Origin of the sequence: Odoribacter sp. AF15-53, from assembly GCF_003479425.1 — a bacterium.
Lineage (GTDB): Bacteria > Bacteroidota > Bacteroidia > Bacteroidales > Marinifilaceae > Butyricimonas.
Window position 1 is genome coordinate 306,433 of record NZ_QUHC01000005.1, and the last position, 18,932, is coordinate 325,364.

14 protein-coding genes are annotated in these 18,932 nt (G+C 42.2%); 1 reads left to right on the plus strand and 13 read right to left on the minus strand.

Translation table 11 applies throughout. The features are described from left to right. Positions 1-343: 343 nt before the first annotated feature. Positions 344-1,042: an energy transducer TonB gene (locus DWW52_RS12805; protein ID WP_118715903.1), complete on the minus strand. Its 699-nt coding sequence runs from the start codon at positions 1,040-1,042 to the stop codon at positions 344-346. A gap of 221 nt (positions 1,043-1,263) precedes the next feature. Here DWW52_RS12805 and DWW52_RS12810 point away from each other — a divergent pair, with 221 nt between their 5' ends. Beyond that, positions 1,264-1,944 carry a 4'-phosphopantetheinyl transferase superfamily protein gene (locus DWW52_RS12810; protein ID WP_118715904.1) on the plus strand — a complete coding sequence of 227 codons (681 nt, stop codon included), beginning with the start codon at positions 1,264-1,266 and terminating at the stop codon, positions 1,942-1,944. Between the two features lie 23 nt (positions 1,945-1,967). Here DWW52_RS12810 and DWW52_RS12815 read toward each other — a convergent pair whose 3' ends face one another. The 12 genes from DWW52_RS12815 to cobI all read right to left on the minus strand — a co-directional run bounded on the left by DWW52_RS12815 (position 1,968) and on the right by cobI (position 18,785). Continuing rightward, complete coding sequence (locus DWW52_RS12815; RefSeq protein ID WP_118715905.1) at positions 1,968-3,044, minus strand: thioredoxin family protein; 1,077 nt, start codon at positions 3,042-3,044, stop codon at positions 1,968-1,970. 2 nt (positions 3,045-3,046) lie between these two features. Further along, positions 3,047-4,138 (minus strand): TlpA disulfide reductase family protein, encoded by a 1,092-nt coding sequence (locus DWW52_RS12820; RefSeq protein WP_118715906.1) that lies wholly within the window; start codon positions 4,136-4,138, stop codon positions 3,047-3,049. 82 nt (positions 4,139-4,220) lie between these two features. Further along, positions 4,221-5,249 (minus strand): hypothetical protein, encoded by a 1,029-nt coding sequence (locus tag DWW52_RS21010; RefSeq protein ID WP_158582590.1) that lies wholly within the window; start codon positions 5,247-5,249, stop codon positions 4,221-4,223. Positions 5,250-5,259: 10 nt separating this feature from the next. After that, entirely contained in the window at positions 5,260-6,822 is a 1,563-nt protein-coding gene (locus tag DWW52_RS12830) for a RagB/SusD family nutrient uptake outer membrane protein (protein WP_118715908.1), read from the minus strand. Between the two features lie 11 nt (positions 6,823-6,833). Beyond that, positions 6,834-10,424: a SusC/RagA family TonB-linked outer membrane protein gene (locus DWW52_RS12835; protein ID WP_118715909.1), complete on the minus strand. Its 3,591-nt coding sequence runs from the start codon at positions 10,422-10,424 to the stop codon at positions 6,834-6,836. A gap of 48 nt (positions 10,425-10,472) precedes the next feature. After that, a complete protein-coding gene (locus DWW52_RS12840) occupies positions 10,473-11,603 on the minus strand; it encodes a FecR family protein (RefSeq protein ID WP_118715910.1) in 1,131 nt (376 codons plus the stop codon). 82 nt (positions 11,604-11,685) lie between these two features. Next, on the minus strand, positions 11,686-12,252 hold the full coding sequence (locus tag DWW52_RS12845; RefSeq protein WP_118715911.1) for an RNA polymerase sigma factor: 567 nt from the start codon (positions 12,250-12,252) through the stop codon (positions 11,686-11,688). A 98-nt stretch (positions 12,253-12,350) separates the two neighbouring features. Next, positions 12,351-13,715, minus strand: a complete 1,365-nt coding sequence (locus DWW52_RS12850) for a peroxiredoxin (protein WP_118715912.1) — start codon at positions 13,713-13,715, stop codon at positions 12,351-12,353. Between the two features lie 177 nt (positions 13,716-13,892). Continuing rightward, positions 13,893-14,882: an aspartate-semialdehyde dehydrogenase gene (locus DWW52_RS12855; protein WP_118715913.1), complete on the minus strand. Its 990-nt coding sequence runs from the start codon at positions 14,880-14,882 to the stop codon at positions 13,893-13,895. 264 nt (positions 14,883-15,146) lie between these two features. Next, positions 15,147-16,817 (minus strand): lipid A phosphoethanolamine transferase, encoded by a 1,671-nt coding sequence (locus tag DWW52_RS12860; protein WP_199691997.1) that lies wholly within the window; start codon positions 16,815-16,817, stop codon positions 15,147-15,149. A gap of 34 nt (positions 16,818-16,851) precedes the next feature. Further along, positions 16,852-18,021: a BamA/TamA family outer membrane protein gene (locus tag DWW52_RS12865; RefSeq protein ID WP_118715915.1), complete on the minus strand. Its 1,170-nt coding sequence runs from the start codon at positions 18,019-18,021 to the stop codon at positions 16,852-16,854. Between the two features lie 62 nt (positions 18,022-18,083). Then, on the minus strand, positions 18,084-18,785 hold the full coding sequence (gene cobI, locus DWW52_RS12870) for a precorrin-2 C(20)-methyltransferase (RefSeq protein WP_118715916.1): 702 nt from the start codon (positions 18,783-18,785) through the stop codon (positions 18,084-18,086). Between the last annotated feature and the right edge of the window lie 147 nt (positions 18,786-18,932).

Sequence of the window (18,932 nt, forward strand, 5' to 3'; positions counted from 1 at the left end):
GTGGTTTGTTGCATGATGAATTTCCTGTTTACAACTTTTGGGTCAAGGATAATTCGGAATGTTGTAAGGGTATAATTCGTTCCCGTTTCTGTGTTTTCATGTACTTTTGCCGGTGTCTCCTTGGTAAGTTGCCGATAAGTTACCGATAAGTTGCCGATACACGGCGGTGACTTGTTGCTGGTTTTGTGCTGATGTGTTGTCAGGATACAGGTGCGATGGGGCTGAGGGAACGGGGCGTGATGGTGGCGTTGCTTCGGGAGGCTGGCATGAAGTAAAAAAGGACAACCTTTGCAGGCTGTCCTTTTTCGGGATGTTCGTATTGTATGTAAATCACTGTATGTTTCTAGTTCAATTTGAATGTGATCGGGATCGTGAATCTAACTCTCACGGCTTTGTCCCGTTGCATTCCCGGTTTCCATTTCGGCATGGCTTTTACCACGCGGATAGCTTCTTGTGATAAATCCGGATCGGCAGACCGTACCACGTTGATGGAGGTGATACTTCCGTCTCTTTCAACAACAAATTCGACGAATACTTTACCTTCGATGCCCATTTCCGAACATCTGGCCGGATATCTTAAGTTTTTCCTAAGCCATTTATTTAAATCCCCGTTAAAATGAGGCATTTCTTCAACGATGAGGAATTCTCGATCTCCTTCTCCTGTTTCTTCTCCAAAATTCTCGTCATATATCCCATCCCAGTTCGTGTCTGTTCCGGTCAATGAACCTTTCGTGTTGTCGTTATCGTCAATAATTTCCAAATTGTCGTCCAGTTCCATTTCGTCCGGCACGATGTCGATAATATCTATCGGTTTCATGCTTGCCTTGGGAAGCGGTTGTGAAGCCTTCTGGGGAACAAATATCGGAAGTACTTCTTCTACCTCGGTCGGGTCAACCGGGATAATGATTTCTTTCGCTTCCTCCTGATAGTATTTTGTCTCAAAGGCAAAAAACACCATCGCTAACGCTACAACGAGCCCGATCTCGCGGAAAATAAACCGCTTGTTCTCAAGATCGGAACGGGATGTTTTCTTGGCTTCCATGACGTTTTTCTTTAAATGTTATTTAAACGTTAATTTGATGTTTCAAAAATAGAAGATAAAAACGAGATAAACAAGTTTTTTAACGAGAAATGTGAATATTTTCTTAAATTTTTTGTCGATTCATTTTAAAATAACGTTAAGAAGCCCGTGTTTATTAGGTTTTCTGGAATATTTATTTTAGAAGTAAGGACTATTATTTATAACTTTTCTACCTTCGCGATATGATAGAAGTGTTATTTATTCGGATACCGGGGGAGAAGGAACGAGAAAAACTATTCGCTCGTTTAAGGGATTTCGTGTCCGGGGAATGTTATGACGAAGCCCTCGGTTACAGGAGTAAGGAAGTTGGCCTTCGCCGGTTGTTGGGAGAGGCTTTGGTGGGTTTTGCTTTACGGAAATGCTGGGATTTATCATTAGGAAGTTACCGGATACTCCGGGGTGAAAAGGGTAAACCGTTTATTGTCGGTCGGGAGAATGTGTTTTTCAATCTCTCTCATTCGGGTGAATACGTGGTTTGCGCCGTGTCGGATCGGGAGGTCGGGGTTGATATCGAGAAACGGGCTAAGGCACGGATGGAGGTTGCCGGACGCTTTTTCCATGAACGGGAGGTACGGATGTTGAAGTCTTTGAGTGGAACAGGGCAAGATCAGTTGTTTTTTAATTACTGGTCGGTGAAAGAGAGTTTCCTGAAATATATAGGTACGGGGCTGACCCGCCCGTTGAATAGTTTTATCGTGACGTTCACGGGAGAACGAGTTTCCTTGTACGAGGGGGTAAACGAGTTGCCCTTGCATGTGAATGCTTGTCCGGTAGATGCGGGTTATGCTTGTTATGTTTGTGGTGAGTACGACGGGATGCCGGAGATTCGGGAAGTTACTTTTGAAGAGATCACCCGTTGTTAGGCAGGTGATCTCTTGGAGTGTGATTATTTCTTGATACGAGTTATCAGACCCTGCACGTAGTTCGCGTTATTCGGTTGAAGGTTATTGCTTATTTCTTGTAGGTACGTGCTGGCTTTTTCTATTTGTTGCTGGTTGGCGATTCGTTCGAAACCGGTGAGTTCACGTAGGACTGACATGCGATCGGCCTCGTCGGGGAGTTCTTTGTTTATGTTTTGGAGAACCTTGAGGATTTCGTTTGCCCGGTCTTTTTGTTCTTTGTTAATGATATAAAAGAAGAGCATGCGATATCTCAGTGGAAGGGCACTTTTGTAATGGTCTTTTTCAAATTGTTTCAAATCTGTCATTCGTTTGTCAAAGTCGATACCCATCATTTTGAGTACACGAAATTCTTCCGAGTAAACTGATATGATTTTGTTTTCAACCTCTTGCTGCCCGAGTTGTTTACAGAAGGCCGCCCGGTTTTCGACAAGGTATCGGAACAGAGGGGTGTCCACGTTGTTTACTTCTGTTTTGATCAAGGTCCAGTTCTCCGGTTCGCATAGTTTGTTCACGCCCAGTTGGATCATGGTTTCACTCATGACGGTTTGCAGGCGTTTTTTGTCGTGAATACGCAGGATATTGATGTATTTTTCTAAGAATGAATGATCCCGTGCTCCTGCGGAGTATTTTCTATTGGCTTCTGCCAATTCAATGGCATCTTTGACTTTTTGGACGAAGTCTTCTTTTGGGCTGGATACGGCTCCTCCATCCAGACGGCAGTATACTGTTCCGTCATGATTGAGTATCAGGTAAGTCGGGTATATTCGTACGTTGTATTTTTGAGCAATATCAATCCCGTCACCTTCTTCCATGTCTTTCATAATGCAGATGTAGTTACTGTTAAAATAGTCACCACATTCTTTTAACGGGAAGATGAATTTTACCATGTATTTGCATGGCCCGCAGGTTTTCGTGTAGCAATCGACGAATAGCTTTTTTCCTGTTGTTTGGGATTTGGCGAGGGCTTCTTTAAAAGTCAAGTCTTCAAAGTTTGTTCCTTCTTGGGCGAGACAATAACCTGCAAGGGAAAATAATAAACAAATTAAAAAGATGCGTTTCATAATTATTGTTTTAATGTATTTTGGATTAATGCTTTCATTTCTTTTCCGGGACCGGGGGCGAAGACCGTTACGATTTTTCCTTCTTTATCTATAATGAAATAACGAGGAACTCCATTTATATGGTATTCTGTTTCAAAATGGGAATTCGCAGATGGGGCCGAAATAAGATTCAACATTTCTGTCATGTTATTCTCTTTGATGGCTTTTAACCATTTGTTTTGGTCGCTTTTTCGATCAATAGAGATGGTCAGAAATAGGATATCTTTATATTGTTTGAATTCATCTTTTAATTGCATGAATTTGGGCATTTTTTCGATGCAGCTACAGCACCATGTAGCCCAAACGTCCACGATAATCACCTTTCCTCTGAAATCAGCGAATGAATAGGTTTTTCCATTTGTATCTTTCATTGAAGATAATGGTGCCGATTGACCTTTGCTTAAAGGTTCATATTGTGTGTATAGTTTTAGTATTTCTTGTTTTAACGGAGAATCTTCCACGTGTGATTCTATGGTAGGGCGTAATTCTGCAATTTCTTCCGGGCATCCATTGTTTCGGAAAAGAAATTTCATTTTTTCCAGATAAGTATCATGTAGTAGTTTATTGTTACTGGAAAAAATATCTTTTAATTTGGTATAGTCGTTGTGGTTGAGAGGTCTTGCGAGGAATTGTGTGGAAATGGAAATCCCGTCTCTTGCAGCATCGAAAGTTTCTCCTTTTTTTAAGGCTTGAATCATATAATAATAATCTGTCCATTGGCCGGGAGAGTTTTGTTGCATGAATGCGACTACTGTAGGGTCGTTTAACTCGATGGTAGGTATTTGGCGAAGTAAAGGTTTTATATCTTCTTTTTCTCCATTATTTTGTGTGATGTATTCTCCACTTTTTAGAATCATGAAGCAATTATTTTGAATGGTTAATGGGATATTTTTTTTGTCCATTCGTTTTATATTATCATGATAGGTTGTTGTAATATCTTTGGCAGAGGAAAATTCTTTCGACCATTTTTGTTTGAGATATTGATAAATATTTCCCTCTTGTGCGAAAAGGGGAAAATAGAGAAGCTGTAGAAATATGAGAATTCTTATTTTCATGTTTTAAGATATGAAAAATGTATAAGGGAATAAAGTGTCAAAAGTCTATAAAAAACTTTTGACACTGTTTTAGTTATAACGTTTATTCTTGAGGACCTTTGGCTATCCCTTCAAGATCAATACCATAGTTATTTTTCATATGATTTGTTACAATCTCATATCTTTGATTAATAAGCGGATAGGTTGTTGGAGAATACTTCGTTTGAAATTCTGTTTTCGTATAGAACATAGCGGCTCTTACATAACTGAGGAAATCCCGATATGGATAAGCTTCTTGTTCCCAACTTGGATTTGTGTATTCGCTTGTACCAGAGGGAACTTTTTCCCCATTTTTAAAGCCTCGGTAGATAATCTTAATAAAACCTCTAGTCATATAGTAATTTGGATTATCTTTTTGATTATCTGCGTTAACAATTGGGGTTGTATAGTCGATTCCATTTTTAAAGTCGTTTGGTTCAGTGATAATTCCATTTTGTAAGGCAGCTTCGATCATTAGATAAAGGAATACTGCACGTCTGATTTTAAGCGATTGTTGATTCGGATTAGTTATTTCACTATTTGTAAAACTGATAGCCCAGTAATCAAAACCGTCTGTTTTTAATTCCACAAAATTTGGATTCCCAGTTCCCGTGCCAGTACCCGTACCTGTTCCCGTGCCTGTTCCCGTACCAGTACCCGTGCCTGTTCCCGTACCACTATCATCTGGATCTTCTCCCGGCAATAATCCCCTTAAATTATCAAGCATATATATTTTTACAGGTAATACGGTTTTTGCAATTTCGGGAGACACGTAATTGAGAACATGGCTCTTGAGAAAATTGAGATAATATGGTACTTGTTCATCCGTGAGGTCGTTGCCGTAATATAATTTACCTGTTCCTAATGAGGTCCATTTACGATTAAGATCTTGCGCACTAACATCTTTGTATATTAAGTACACGCCATAAATGTTATGAATTTCTTCAATCTCTTTATCCCATGAATTATTTCCCTGTGGAAATTCAAATCGAAGAACAGAGTAGTTACCGGAAGGTGTCATGTCATTTTCATGATAACAGCCTGTTATCATGAAAATGCAACTTAATGCGATTATAAATAGTTTCTGTTTCATGGTAATTGTTTTAATTAGAGGTTAAACTACCGTTGCGAGGAGAGGGTGCCAGTGGGTTTTGTTCCACTAGGTTATTTAATTCCAATGCGTCTGGGGGTAAAGGTAGGGTGTACCCAGGATCATTTTCTTGTAATGTGTAAACGATCGTGGATGTTGCATCCGGGAACCACGTGTGTTTCATCTCTTTCATTCCCCAACGGCGTAAATCAAACCACCGGTGATCTTCAAAACATAATTCTCGACGTCGTTCGTCATGTATAAACGTAATTAATTCATCTGGATCAGAAATGTTTTTTTCCTGATAATCTGAAGGGAATCGGTATGTTCGAAGTTCATTTAGTAAACGTAGAGCTTCTGTTCCTGCATTTGCATTCCCAGACTTGTTTAACATGGCATTTGCTTCACAGAAATTCAAATAAGCCTCTGACAAGCGAAAACTTCTACTGAAAATACCAGTCCCTGCCGTTGGTTGATAATATCTGGAAGAACTTACATTCACTTTTCCGAATGCAGAAGGCATTGCTTCCACTTCATTGTTTGCGTTCGTGATTTCATACGAACTACGAATGATGTAACGATCTTTACGTAGGTCTCCTGCTGTTTCATCAAAACTTTTCATCAGTTCCTCCGAGGCTCTGAAAAACGGACGTCCTTCTTTTCCCGCACTTATATTGTAGACATAATGAGTAACGTCGTTCATGCTCCCGTATACCCAGATCACTTCGGTAGAGTTGGTGTAGGAGTGGTAGTTTATATAAGAGGGAGAGTCGGGATTGAAGTCAATTGTTTTTAGATCCAAAAGACGGAAATTCTCGTTCTGGATAACATTATTGGCATAAGTAGCAGCTTTTTCCCATTGTTCCATGTATAAGTAAACTCTGGAAAGGAGTAGTTGTACCATGGGAAGGCTTGTTCTCCAATTTGCTTGCCATTGTTGGTCTGTGGGTAATGATTGATATAAGCGTTCTGCTTCCAGAAGGTCATCTAATATTTGTGAATAAACTTCTTCTACTGTATTTCTTTTTAATTCGGATTCTTCAATTCCACTGTTTAATTTTAGAGGAACTCCTAATGCCATTTTATTGCTATTATAGGGTGCTCCGAAAATATTGACCAAGTTGAAGTAAAAGTAGCCACGAAGAGCTAATGCTTGAGCCTTTACGGAATTAATCGTGTTTACATCATCATTTATATCAACAATGTAATCCAGAACGGCATTGGCTCCCAGTATTAAAGTGTAATAGCTTTTGTAAATATTAAATGTTGTTACCCCGGCAGTTTCCATGACCTCGTACATGTTCGATTGCCAAGAATAAGGAGCCCACCAAGCATTAGCGTCTGTACCGGTATTTAATTCTTGATAAGGAGCAGAAGTAACATCGTCATCTAATAGATAAAGGAAAATGTTTAATCCCGAGATATCACTACGAGGGTAAGCTTCTCCCAGTAGAAGTTCATTCATTGAGTTAGCATCCTTGGGTACAAATTCACTCTTGGATTTGGGTTCCAGAAAATCTCCGCACCCTCCCAGAATCAAGCTGATAATAAAGATAAATATGATTTGTTGTTTCATAATGATTTTTTTTAAAATCCGACACTTAAACCGAACGAGAATATCTTGGGCATAACACTATCTCCCAATTCTGGGTCAAAACCATTAAAACGGCTACTACCTATAACAAACGGGTTATTCACGTTTGCGCTGATAGAACAATTGGTCGCCCCGAATTTGGAACATATCTGAGCGGGAATATTCCAGGATAGAGAGATTTGCGTGCAACGTAAAAAAGAAGCATTAACAACCATGGCATCAGAGTTTCCCCACATAGCATAGATGGAATTTGATGACGTTCCGTCCGGGAGTTTTATGTTGTATACATCTTCGACGGATGTGTATAAGGCCGGATAAATCGTGTGTTTCTCGTCTCCCGGTTTTTGCCACCGTTTTAATAGGTCCTTCGATAAATTGTAAAAAGGAGTGGGCAATTTCCCGTAATTGAAATTCTGATAAGGATTGGGGAGGCGTTTTTTGGCTCCGAGTAACACGGAAAAGTTTACTCCTAATGATAAACTTTTGTAACGGATACGTGTATTAATACCTCCGGTGAAATAAGGATCTTTTTGACCGGAATATACCAGAAATGTAGTGGGATCAATGTCCGGATCTGCTTCTTCGAAATCAATCAGATTGAATGTCGGGTAGCCTGTTTCCGGGTCTAGACCGGCAAAAGAATATGACCAAAATGCACTAAGCGGGTAACCTTTTTTTAAGAAACGATCACTGCTACCCGAGATGAAATCACTTTTGGTTATTTTATCAGCTTTGGTTCGAATGTCATCATTTTGAGTTTTATTCCAGTTTTTAGAGGCATTGAAACCGATCGTCCATGCGAAATCTTTTCTTTGGTAGGGAGTGATATTCATGGAGTATTCTAACCCGTGATTATGGATACGTCCCCCGTTCAGTCTCATGGTGTTCATACCGTATTCTTGGGCTATGTCTTGGTTGATAATGGCATTTGAACGTCTACCGTAATATTCCAGACTCATGGTTATGCCATTAAATAATTGTAGATCCAAGCCCAAGTTCCAAGTTTTTGTCCGTTCCCATTTTAATAGAGGGTTAGGTAGGCTCGATATGGTTAAATAGTATTCATTATAACCGGACAGAATTCCTTGGTATTGGGTGATAAGGTCCGGACTTACAGAGGTCACAACATTTCCTTGAACCCCATACGTGGCGCGTATATTCAGTTGATTGAGCCAGGAAAGATGAGCTTTAACGAATTCTTCTTCTGCCATTCTCCAGGATACGCCCAAAGAATAAGTCGGGTCGAATTGTTTATTGGCATCTTGTCCGAATCGGTTTGATGCATCCGATCTAATATTAGCGTTGAACACGTAGCGATCTTTCAGGGAGTAGGCGAATGTGGCGAAAAATGATACGTAGTTGTTTGTAATCGTTGTGTTTTTCCAACCTCCTTGGTATAATTTATCTAATGCTCCCCAAGAAATGGGAACGGTTCCGCCAACAGGTGTTACTTCTGTCGGACGCGTAGGGCTGACTAAGATCTCACCTCTTTCGGGTACATATCCCCAAACCGTGTTCGTGTTATTTTTATTGTCTTCGGAGCGTATCTCCATACCAGCCATTGCGTTAATTCGATGAATTTCGTTGATGGTTTTGGAGAAAACGACTTTGTGTTGCATATTGTAGGAAGTATTACTTGTTGCATTGGTTGCCAATTCTCCTCCGAATGGTAATAAAGCAGCCTTGAATTTGGCAGAACCGGAAGTTTCCGAGCCATAGGCGTAACCGCGATAGTTTTGCTCGATATAAGAAGTCTTTTCTCCCGCAAATGATTCTGAATTATTTATGCTGTATGCTATACTCCCAACGAATTGGTATTTTAGCCAATCCGTGATACTCCAATCCGCGTTGACTGATACGTTAAAGTTCTTGGAGTTGTTTTTAGAGTAGCTGTTTTCCATTTCGTTCAGGATATTGTATCCGTATTCGAGTTGTCCGGTTCTGTTTAACTGATAATTGTAATATTGTTTATAAAATACATATTCCCCGTTTTCATCGTAAGCGGGAATAGCCCGGCTTGTCTGGGTTGCATAACTTTCAGGGGTAACTCCCGGCCCATATCCTTTCCTGTCATTGAAAGAACCGCTCAGGTTAAATGTAATTAGCAGAGATTTTGTGAATTGAGTGCTGACATTCAAACGAGAGGTGAATTGTGTCATGTCATCCCCTTTTTGAGTGCCATGGTTTGACGAGTAACCGAACGAAGCGTTGTATGTTACTTTTTGAGTACCTCCGGAGATACTTAGGTTGTGATTATGGCTGAAAGAATTCCGGCACAAAATATCGAACCAATCCGTATTACATGTTTCCAGTCTTTCCATTTGTTTCATGAAGTCATTTTCGTTGATTAGCCGGTTGTTGTACATGGCCATCAATCCTTCGTAAGTATATATTTGTGGAAGAGGATCCGATTGGTACCTGACTCCCGCATCATAAGCTTCTTTGCTGAATTGAATTCGTTCTTTAGAATTCATGTAATTGAACATTCCGTAATTCGGGCGGGTTCTAAATGAAAAATTGGTAGAATAACGGATGCTTGTTCTCTCTGCACTTCCTTTCTTCGTTGTAATTACGATTACCCCGTTAGAAGCTTTTGATCCATAAATTGCAGTGGCAGAGGCATCTTTTAAGACCGTGATGGTTTCAATATCGGACGGGTTTAACCATGATATCTGATTCCCGATTAAATTTCTCATATCTTCCGTGACGGCAGAACTGGCATCTATCGGAAGCGGGTCTGGTTGGATAATACCGTCTACAACCCATAGCGGGTCCGTGTTTCCGAGAATTGTCGATGTCCCCCGGATGGTGATTTTGGGAGTACTCCCGATACGAGAAGAGGAGTTGATAACAACCATTCCCGGGATTTTTCCTTGTAGCATCTGGTCGATGGAGTTATACGCCGGCATCATAATGTCTTCTGCTTTCACCGTGGTGTATGCCCCAACCATATCTTTACGGGGAAGACTGCTGTATCCGGTTGATACGACGGTTACTTCTTCCAGTTGGGAAGCATCTGTCTTCATGGTAATTTTTAGCGGTTTATCATCCGTGCATTTTATCACTTGGGTTTGCATTCCAACAAAAGAGAATATCAGGGAGTTTTCATTTTGACTGGGTAACGTGATGCTGAAATTTCCCTTTGCATCCGTGGAAACACCCATGGAAGTTCCTCGAATAAGTACCGTTACTCCGGGAAGAGTTCCTCCATTCTCATCAAATACGGTTCCCTTGATGGTTCTTTTTGTCTGTGGTTCTTCCGGTTGCTCTTTGACCACGACAACTCCTTCAACCATGGAATAAGCTAAGTTGAAATGTTTCAATACAATGTCGATAGCTTGTTTTGTAGGGATATTTTTGACAATGAGGTCTTTACACCTTTTGTCTTTCACCTTTTCCAGGTTGTACATGAATTTTACTCCGGTCTGTTTGCGGAACTCGTTAATGACCTCCACGAAAGAAGCATCTTTGTAGTTCAGGTTTACTGTACTATTTTGTGCATGTATTGTGCTATTGCACAATAATGAAACGGATAAGAATAGAAAACTAACAAAAATGTGCGCTGTTCTTTTCTTTTTTTTCATAATGTTATTAATTGAGTTTGTATAATTGTTGAAACCATTTGTAGTTTCTTACATTCCAATAATTAAATTCTTCCCTTGAACTTCTATTTTCACATCCGAACTTTTCTCGAACATCTCGATGAACGTACCTATATTTTTGAAGCGACTCAAATCACCGGAGAAGTGTAGATTTTTAGCTCTTTCATGCGTGTAGAAAACATGGATGTCATACCATCTTTCGAGTTGATACATAATGTCTTCCAGTCTCATTTCTTGGAATAAAAACATACCGTTTTTCCAAGAGGTGGCATATTGCGTGTCTACTGTCTTTATTTCTGTTTGTCCCTTAGTTTTTATGATAATCTGTTGGCTAGGGGTCAGGATAAGTTGTTGGCCATCAGGTAAGCAATAGGCAATTTTCCCGTTAATAAGCGTGGTCACGCTTTCCCGGCTTTCCGGGTAATTGTTCACGTTGAATTCTGTTCCAAGAACGCGAATATTACCTTTATTGGTTTTTACGATAAAAGGAGTATTCGTGTGGTTTACCTCAAAATATGCTTCTCCGGATATAGTAACTTCCCGGACCGAGTCTACGAAATTGACGGGATATTCTAGCCGGGAATCGGAATTTAGCCATACTTTTGTTCCGTCGGATAATGTCAGGAAAAATTCTCCGCCCCGTGGAACTACTAATGTGTTGTAGATGATTCCCGACGGGACTTGGGATGATGGGTTATAATGTAAACCTGTTGTGTCGATTTGAATTATGGTCTCGTTTTGCCTTATAATTTGCCCGGAATCCCGGTTTAATTTTACTTTCCGTCCATCGTGCGTGATTAATAATGCTTGTTGTTTTCCGGGATGTATATCGGCAAAATATGTTTCATTATAATATTGGGGGGTATGCTGTTTTTGCCAAATATACAAGAGGGTACCCGAGCCGATTACAAGCAAAAGAATGCAGGCAACCTTGAGATAGGAGGATATAATTGCTTTTTTCGGGGGAACAATATTTTTGTGGTATGCTTTTAGATAGTCAAACCGTTCTTGTTCCTCTATTTTTTTGTGAAGATACTGGCTGTCTGATAATTTTTGAGCAATATCTTTCAGGCGAGAATCCTCGTGTGGGACTTTTTCCTCCCTGTTTAGGATTTGTCGAAATAGCCATTCGGACTTATCAAATAAAGAGTTCCATTTCATGATATAATCTTTTGTTATCGATTATATCCCAAAAGTGATTTGGCGGGTGACAGTAAATATGAAAATTATTTACTATTCCGGGTTATTTCAAGATTTCCAGTAACAATAGCAGGCTGAAATATTGTTTCAGGTTTTCTTTTAAAAACGAGTATGCTCTTTTTTTCTGGGTTTTGACCGTGTTGATACTTATTCCCAGTTGTAAGGCAATTTCTTGAACAGAGAATCCTTCGAGGCTTAATTGTAATATCGTTTTACGTTGATCGGGAAGAAGAGCTATTGCAGCCCGTAGTTTACGGATTACGTCTTCTTCTGCGGCCATGTAAAAGATGTCGTCCTCGGCCTCCGATTGTGTTGAACTCCATTCTGATTTTCGTTTGTCTTCAACTTTTTTATCCCGGATGTATTTTAATGTATTATTATAAACGGATTTGTATAGATAAGAAGATAATATTTTAATGTCCTGGAAATACAAATCCGATTTCCAGATCATAATCAAACATTCTTGAACAATGTCTTCAGCGACACTTGTTTCGTTTATGATCGAAGAAGAGTAATTGCATAATGCTCCATAATAAAAACGATATAATTCTTTCCATGCACGGGGATCTTTATTATTTATTCCTTGTATGAATTTATCGAGTTTTATCATGATGGTGGTGGCTTTTAATTGTAAAAAAGCAAAAAACAGTTGAAATAACAAAGTACAATCACGTAAATGATTGTACTTTTATGATTTCTCCCTGTTTTTTAAAGTTGTTCTGTCAGATACTTTTCCAGTTTTCCGGAAGATGCGTTAGGAAGATGTGACTCCACGATTTTTCCGTCTGGGGCAATTAATATAAATTGATGTATTGTTCCGGAGCTATAATGATATTTTTTCAGGAATTCTTTTTCATTTTTTAGGAAAAGGTGTTTTCCTGTTTGGATATCTTGGTTTCTGATCGCTTTCTTCCATTCGTCTGGTTTCGGTTCAATGGATAAATTTATCAATTGAATATTTTTTTCTTTAAATAGTGGGTTTAGTTTTTTCAGATGAGAGAATTCAACAATACAGGGGTAGACGTTTTGCCAAAGATAGAGACAGACGTATTGGTGCTTGAAGTCCTTTAGCGAGAATGCTTTGCCCGTAGAATCTTGGGCATGAAAATCTATCGCCCTGTTACCCGGGGCAATTTTGACCCAACTGTCATAAATTTGTTCGTAACGGGATAAAAGTTTCTTGTCCGTAAGTTTTTCACGAGTGAATTTATTTAGTTCATTGATTTGTTTTATTCCGTTATTTTGCACGTATTCATTTGCCCAAAGGGAAATAAATCCTTGTTTCACATCTTCTTGTTTGAAATTTTGGTCAAGATAGTACATTTGTTCCAAAATATTCTCGTAGTATGTTGTCGAAATTTCTTTCTTTTGGAAGGCGAGAGTGGCGCAAGATCGGGAGACAAATGTCTTGTATTCGTTTAAATTCAAGTAATCTTTGTCTTCTTCAATCCAATTTTTGATTGTTGTGTAATAATCATCTCTGATTTTTTCTAGGTCTTCCTCGCCATGAACTTTAGGATAATTTAGAAGGGCCGGGGCAAATAAGTATTTTATACGGGCTCGTTCTAATTTTATGAATTTCTCACTTTCGTTTTTTAACGTGTTTTCGCAGCTATCCAATAGAAGATAATTCTCTGTTATTTTTTCTTTTAATGCGGACTCGAATTCGGGGAATTGTAGGGAATAGATGTTACGATTGTAAGGTATTATTTTTTGACGGGACAGGTATTCGGTGATTCCTGGGTGATCTCCGGTAATTTCTAAAGATTCTTTCATACTTTTTCCGTCAAATGTAAGGTGGATATTGTCTCCCTGTTCTGCGTAAATTTGTTTACGTTCACTAAATCCGTTATGTAGGGTTATATATGCGGCATCCATATTATTTATGACATATTCACCGTGTTTATTCGAGTCGAAATTAACGAGTTGAAGATTATAGTCCGTTGTCGATATTGCCAGACCGATCGACGGTAATTCCTGAACGTCAATGGAAATCTTTATACTGTCTTTCGAAGAAGGTGGGGTAGCACAGGAAACTAGTGCGAATAACAAAATCGTTAAGTAGCATTTCATATTTTGGGTATTAATTAAAATGATTTATTCAATATACTAATCCCAAAAAATGGTCAAGGGTGACAGGGATGAGAAAATATTTTTTAATTGGGAATTTGCAATTGTTCGTCAGAGATATATTCTCTCTGGCGAACAATTCTTCAATTAAAATACCACAAGGGGTATCTTGTTTGCGGGTTATAATAATTGATGTTTGTATAGGTATTCGGCAATTTGCACGGCATTCGTGGCAGCTCCTTTGCGTAGGTTGTCGGAAACGACCCAGAAGTTCAGGCTGTTGGGTTGAGAGAAATCCCGGCGGATGCGTCCCACGAATACCTCGTCTTTCTCGTTGGCGGTGATTGCCATCGGGTAAAGGTTTTGAGAGGGATCGTCCTGCACGATGATACCTTCGGAGTGTGCCAACAAATCACGAAGTTCGTCCAGATCATAGTCCTGTTTGAATTCGAGGTTGACGCTCTCGGAGTGGCCTCCCATGACGGGAACCCGGACGGCTGTCGCGGTAACCTTGATCGTGTCGTCATTCAATATTTTGCACGTCTCGTTGACGAGTTTCATTTCTTCTTTGGTGTACCCGTTGTCGGTGAACGAGTCACAGTGAGGCAGGCAATTGCGGTCGATCTGGTGGGCGTATGCTTTCTTGACTTCTTTTCCTTCCCGTTCGCTTTCCAGTTGGTTGATTCCTTTCAGGCCGCTACCCGTCACGGATTGATAGGTGGACACGACTACCCGTTTGATGCCGTACTTCCTGTGAAGGGGGGCCATGACTACCAGCATTTGTATGGTGGAACAGTTCGGGTTGGCGATGATCTTGTCCTCCTTGGTTAATGTATGGGCGTTGATCTCGGGGATCACGAGTTTCTTGGTCGGGTCCATTCTCCACGCGGAAGAGTTATCGACCACGGTCGTTCCGGCCGCGGCGAACTTGGGGGCCCATTCTAACGAGGTGTCTCCCCCGGCCGAGAAAATAGCAAGTTGCGGTTTCATGTTGATAGCGTCCTGCATGCCCATGACTTTATAGTTTTTCCCCTTGAAGGTAATTTCTTTACCTACCGAACGCTCGCTGGCTACCGGTATTAACTCTGTTACCGGGAAGTTTCTTTCTTCCAGAATCTGCAACATTTTTCTTCCAACTAATCCTGTTGCTCCTACTACTGCTACTTTCATTGTGTGTAATTTGATTTGATGATTTGATGCCTTGTCGGTCATCCTTAGTATAAGTTAGTTGCTATGATTAACGGCTCAAAAATAGTGAATAAGCCTTGTTTGAACAATAGGGTGGGGGGATTTTTTCAACAATCACGTGTAATGTTAAATATTAAACAATTGAAGTCCATAAGGTCTATAAGGTCTATAAAGTCTGTGGACTCCTGCGGGGCGCTTTGTTTACGGCTGCTATGCTGCCGTATCTCAGAATCTGAAATCGTAAAATCACTCTATTGCGTGGTCCATTCCCCGTCGTTCGATCATTTCTTTATCCAGTTTTTTCAACCCTACTTCATAGTAGTTTACCGGTTGGTCGTGGTCACCGAGGTACATGCGCGGGCGGCGCACGAAGCCGGGGTTGACGAGCGAGTAGGTAGAGTCGAAATAAGGCGTGTTGATTTCGGCCATGTTCAGTAAGGTGTGGAATATGGAGGCGTTCGAGGAGATCGGGGCGCTGCTGTTGTAGCGTGCGATCTCGTAGAGGGCGGGTTTTGCCTCGATATAGTTATCCGAGAACCACATGAGGAACGGGATATGTATCTGGTAGTAGGTCGGGATCGGGGAGGCATGCAGGAATCGTTTCCGGCTGTCGTCCAAGAGGTCTTCCCCGTGATCCGGCGAGTAAATCATGGTCGCGTCCGCCTCGGAATTCTTCAGGATACCGATGAGGTTATGTAGGAAGTAATCCGTGTAAAGGATGCTGTTGTCGTAAGCGTTTATAAGTTGATCTTTATTCTTGTATTCCACTTCCGTGGCGTTGGCCGGTTGGTAGTGGGCGAATTCTTCGGGATAACGTTCCTTGTAGTTGAAGTGTGACCCGTAGGAGTGGAACACGATGAACAGGTTGTCGCTCAGTGAATCCACGTAGTGCTGCATTAGCGGGAGCATTTCCCCGTCGTATTTGTTTATCGTGACCAATCCCCCGTCTTCTTGCGGGCGCACGTTGATATGAATGTCCGCTTCGGCGGCAAAGTAATCGGTGAACGAGCGATTGGGTGTCTGGTTAGACAGGAATATCGTCTTGAACCCGGCTTCCTTGAAAGCGGTCACGATGCTTTTGTGCGTGTACAGGTACTCGTAGTGACAGGCGTCGGCGGCTGACAGGATGAGGGGGACGCTTTTGTGCGTCGTGTTCGATTGGGTTAGGGCGTCTTTGTACAATACCAGGTTGGTTTCCGTTTTGAGTAACGGGTTTGTTTCCCGCTGGTATCCCCACAGGTTCCAGTTTCCGGCTCTTCCGGCTTCCCCGATGACTAGCACGTAGATCTCGCGACGCTGGTGAACGGAGTCACGGGTGGCGTGGAACACGAAGTCTTTGGACGTGACGGGGTAGTTCATGCTGCGATTCCATTTCACGCAGGCGTAGTAGAAGTTGTACATCACGTTTGCCGGGTAGATGTCTACTTTTACCTCGTAGGAGTTATCCCTGTGCTTCTCGTAGGCCACGAGTCCCGAACCGATGATGAAGAGGATGATACCCCACGTGATCATGTGTTTGCGGAATACCGGGGTGCGTTTCACTTTGTGATGCACGGCGATGGACGCTAGCACGATAACCGGTATGTAGAGAACGCACACGATGATGATGGAGGGCCATATATTTCCCAGCAGTTCACCGGCCTCGGAGGCGTTGGTGGTCGGGAGGTTGAGGAACATGTCGACAGCGATGACCGATTCCCCGAAAAGGTAGAATAGTACGAGTTGGAAAGCGTGGAGGATGAGTACCGGGATCAATATCAACTGCATGAGTCCCGCCCGTTTGAACAGCGAGAACACGATCATGTAGATGCTTAACGGGACGAGAATCAGGATGATTTTGCCCAGCCCGGAAAGCGGTTCCGTGAAGATCAGGCAGAAGTTGGGGACCAGGTTCAACACGATAAAGAGCCAAAACAAGAGTCTTGGCCGTTTAACGAAGTTGACGATACCCCTAGAAAGCCTCGTTAATACTGAAGTAGAATGCGCTGACGCCTTTGCCGAATCCATAGTCTAATCTTACGTTTACTCTGTTTTTAAATTCCCAACGATAACCTATCCCGTACGTGGGTAAGGTTTGTTTCCACTTGAACTTATCCATGTCCGGGAACACGTTCCCGGCGCCACCCCACGCGGCGATCCCGTGGCGGTTATATATTTTCTGGCGATACTCTACCTGGAATTGAATCAAGTCGTTATCCCTGAATCGTCCCTCGTAGTATCCCCGCATGCTGTTCGATCCTCCCATGAGGGCGACCATGCTCCACGGGGTATCCCCGTAATTGAATATACCTTGTATTTGCGAGGCGAGGATGGCTCCTTTCCATATTTTCCGGTAATACCGGAAGTCGATGCTCGTGCGTTTGAAGTCGTTGTCATTTCCCAGGAAACCAGGGAAGAATTGTTGCTCGAACTGGGCGAAGAATCCTTTCGACGGGTTCGGGATAAAGTCGCGGGAGTCGTACGAGATCACGAGCCCGGGTCCGAACGAGGCGACGTTTTTCTTCTGGCCGTCGAGGAACGAAATGTCATCGAAGTCTTTCACCGAGACATTGCGGAACATGGCGTTTGCCCCGGCGTAGAGGTTCGGCGCGAGTCGCCACAGGAATTCCAGTTTTACCTGTTGTTCCAGGCGCTTGTAGTCGGTGTAGTGATCCTCGTCTTTCGCGTTCTCGTAGCCGATACCCCAGTACTGGCTGGGGAACGAGAAAAAGTACATGTTGAGGTTCAGCCGGAAGCGGTCTTGCGGGAAGATCGTGTTGCCCCGGATGCCTAGCAGGTAGAACCCCGTGGTGGTGATGTCCCCGTAAAGGGATATGTTTGACGGGGAGATGGATTTGTCCTCGCGGTCGATGCGGAACAAGCCGGATGCCACGATGCCCAGTCCCAGTTTCGTGTCACTCGAAAAGTGCGGTCCCCCGATGACGGAGAAGTCGAATTTCTTCTCTTCTTTTACCTTGTTCGATTGCTGGAAGTAGCGGTAAAAGCGGTGGAAGAATCCGTTTTTCAACGTGTCGGTTGTATTCAACGAGTCTCTTACCATGAGATTGCCTGCGGTGGTATCCTTGAACGGGATCAATAATAGTAAGCATAACGACAAGGCACGTGTTATTCGCTGAATCATATAATTAGTTTGTATAAATGTTTATAAATATTCAATCATTGCGAGAATATTGTACGCAATATCTATGCCAATTGTTTCCCCGGCCGGATAATCATTAGCGAGAAGTAGGGGTAATTCCTTTCAATAATCCCGTTGTAGGCGGTAAGGTGTAATTCTTCCGGGGTGCCGACATTCTCGTAATAGTGGTACTCGTGGCGCGGGTTGTCGCGCATGAAACGGTGAATCTCTCCCGTGCATTGCGATAGTTTCATGATGACAACGACGTGGTTGGTGGAGAGTAGTTCGTGTAGTTCCCCGTTCGTGGTGATGCCGGGCAAGACGACGAGTTTTTCTTCCTGTTTCACGATGTGAAGGCCCGATAGGGCTCCCGCGGCGATAAAGGCCGGAACCCCGGCGATGGTGGTCACGGGAAGGTGCATGGCCGCGAGCTTGTCGAACATGTAGTTCACGGAGGAATAAAACCCAGAGTCGCCTTCCGCCACGATGGCAACGGTGAGGTTGTTGTTCACGTGACGGTCGATTTCTTCGCAGATGTTGTCATACACCCGGTTGGCTTCGGTGCGGTCTTTTGACATGGGCACCTGGAACAGTTGTACCCGGTTGATGTCCAGCGGGAGTGCTTGTAGGATATCCCGTGCGCGGGATTTGGCCGGTGTGCCGGGACAATAGATGATATCTGCCTCTTGCAAGGCTTTCAGCGCCTTGATCGTGATTAATTCCGGGTCTCCCGGGCCTAGTGATACTCCGAATATTTTGCTTTTCATGATAATTAGTTTGTAAAGTTTGTAAGGTTTATAAGGTTTATAAAGTTGATGGACCCCTGCGGGGCGCTTTATTCACGGCAGCATCTGCTGCCGATAAACCTTGTCCGGAGGACTCCCGTAACTTTATGGACTTTATAAACTTTATAA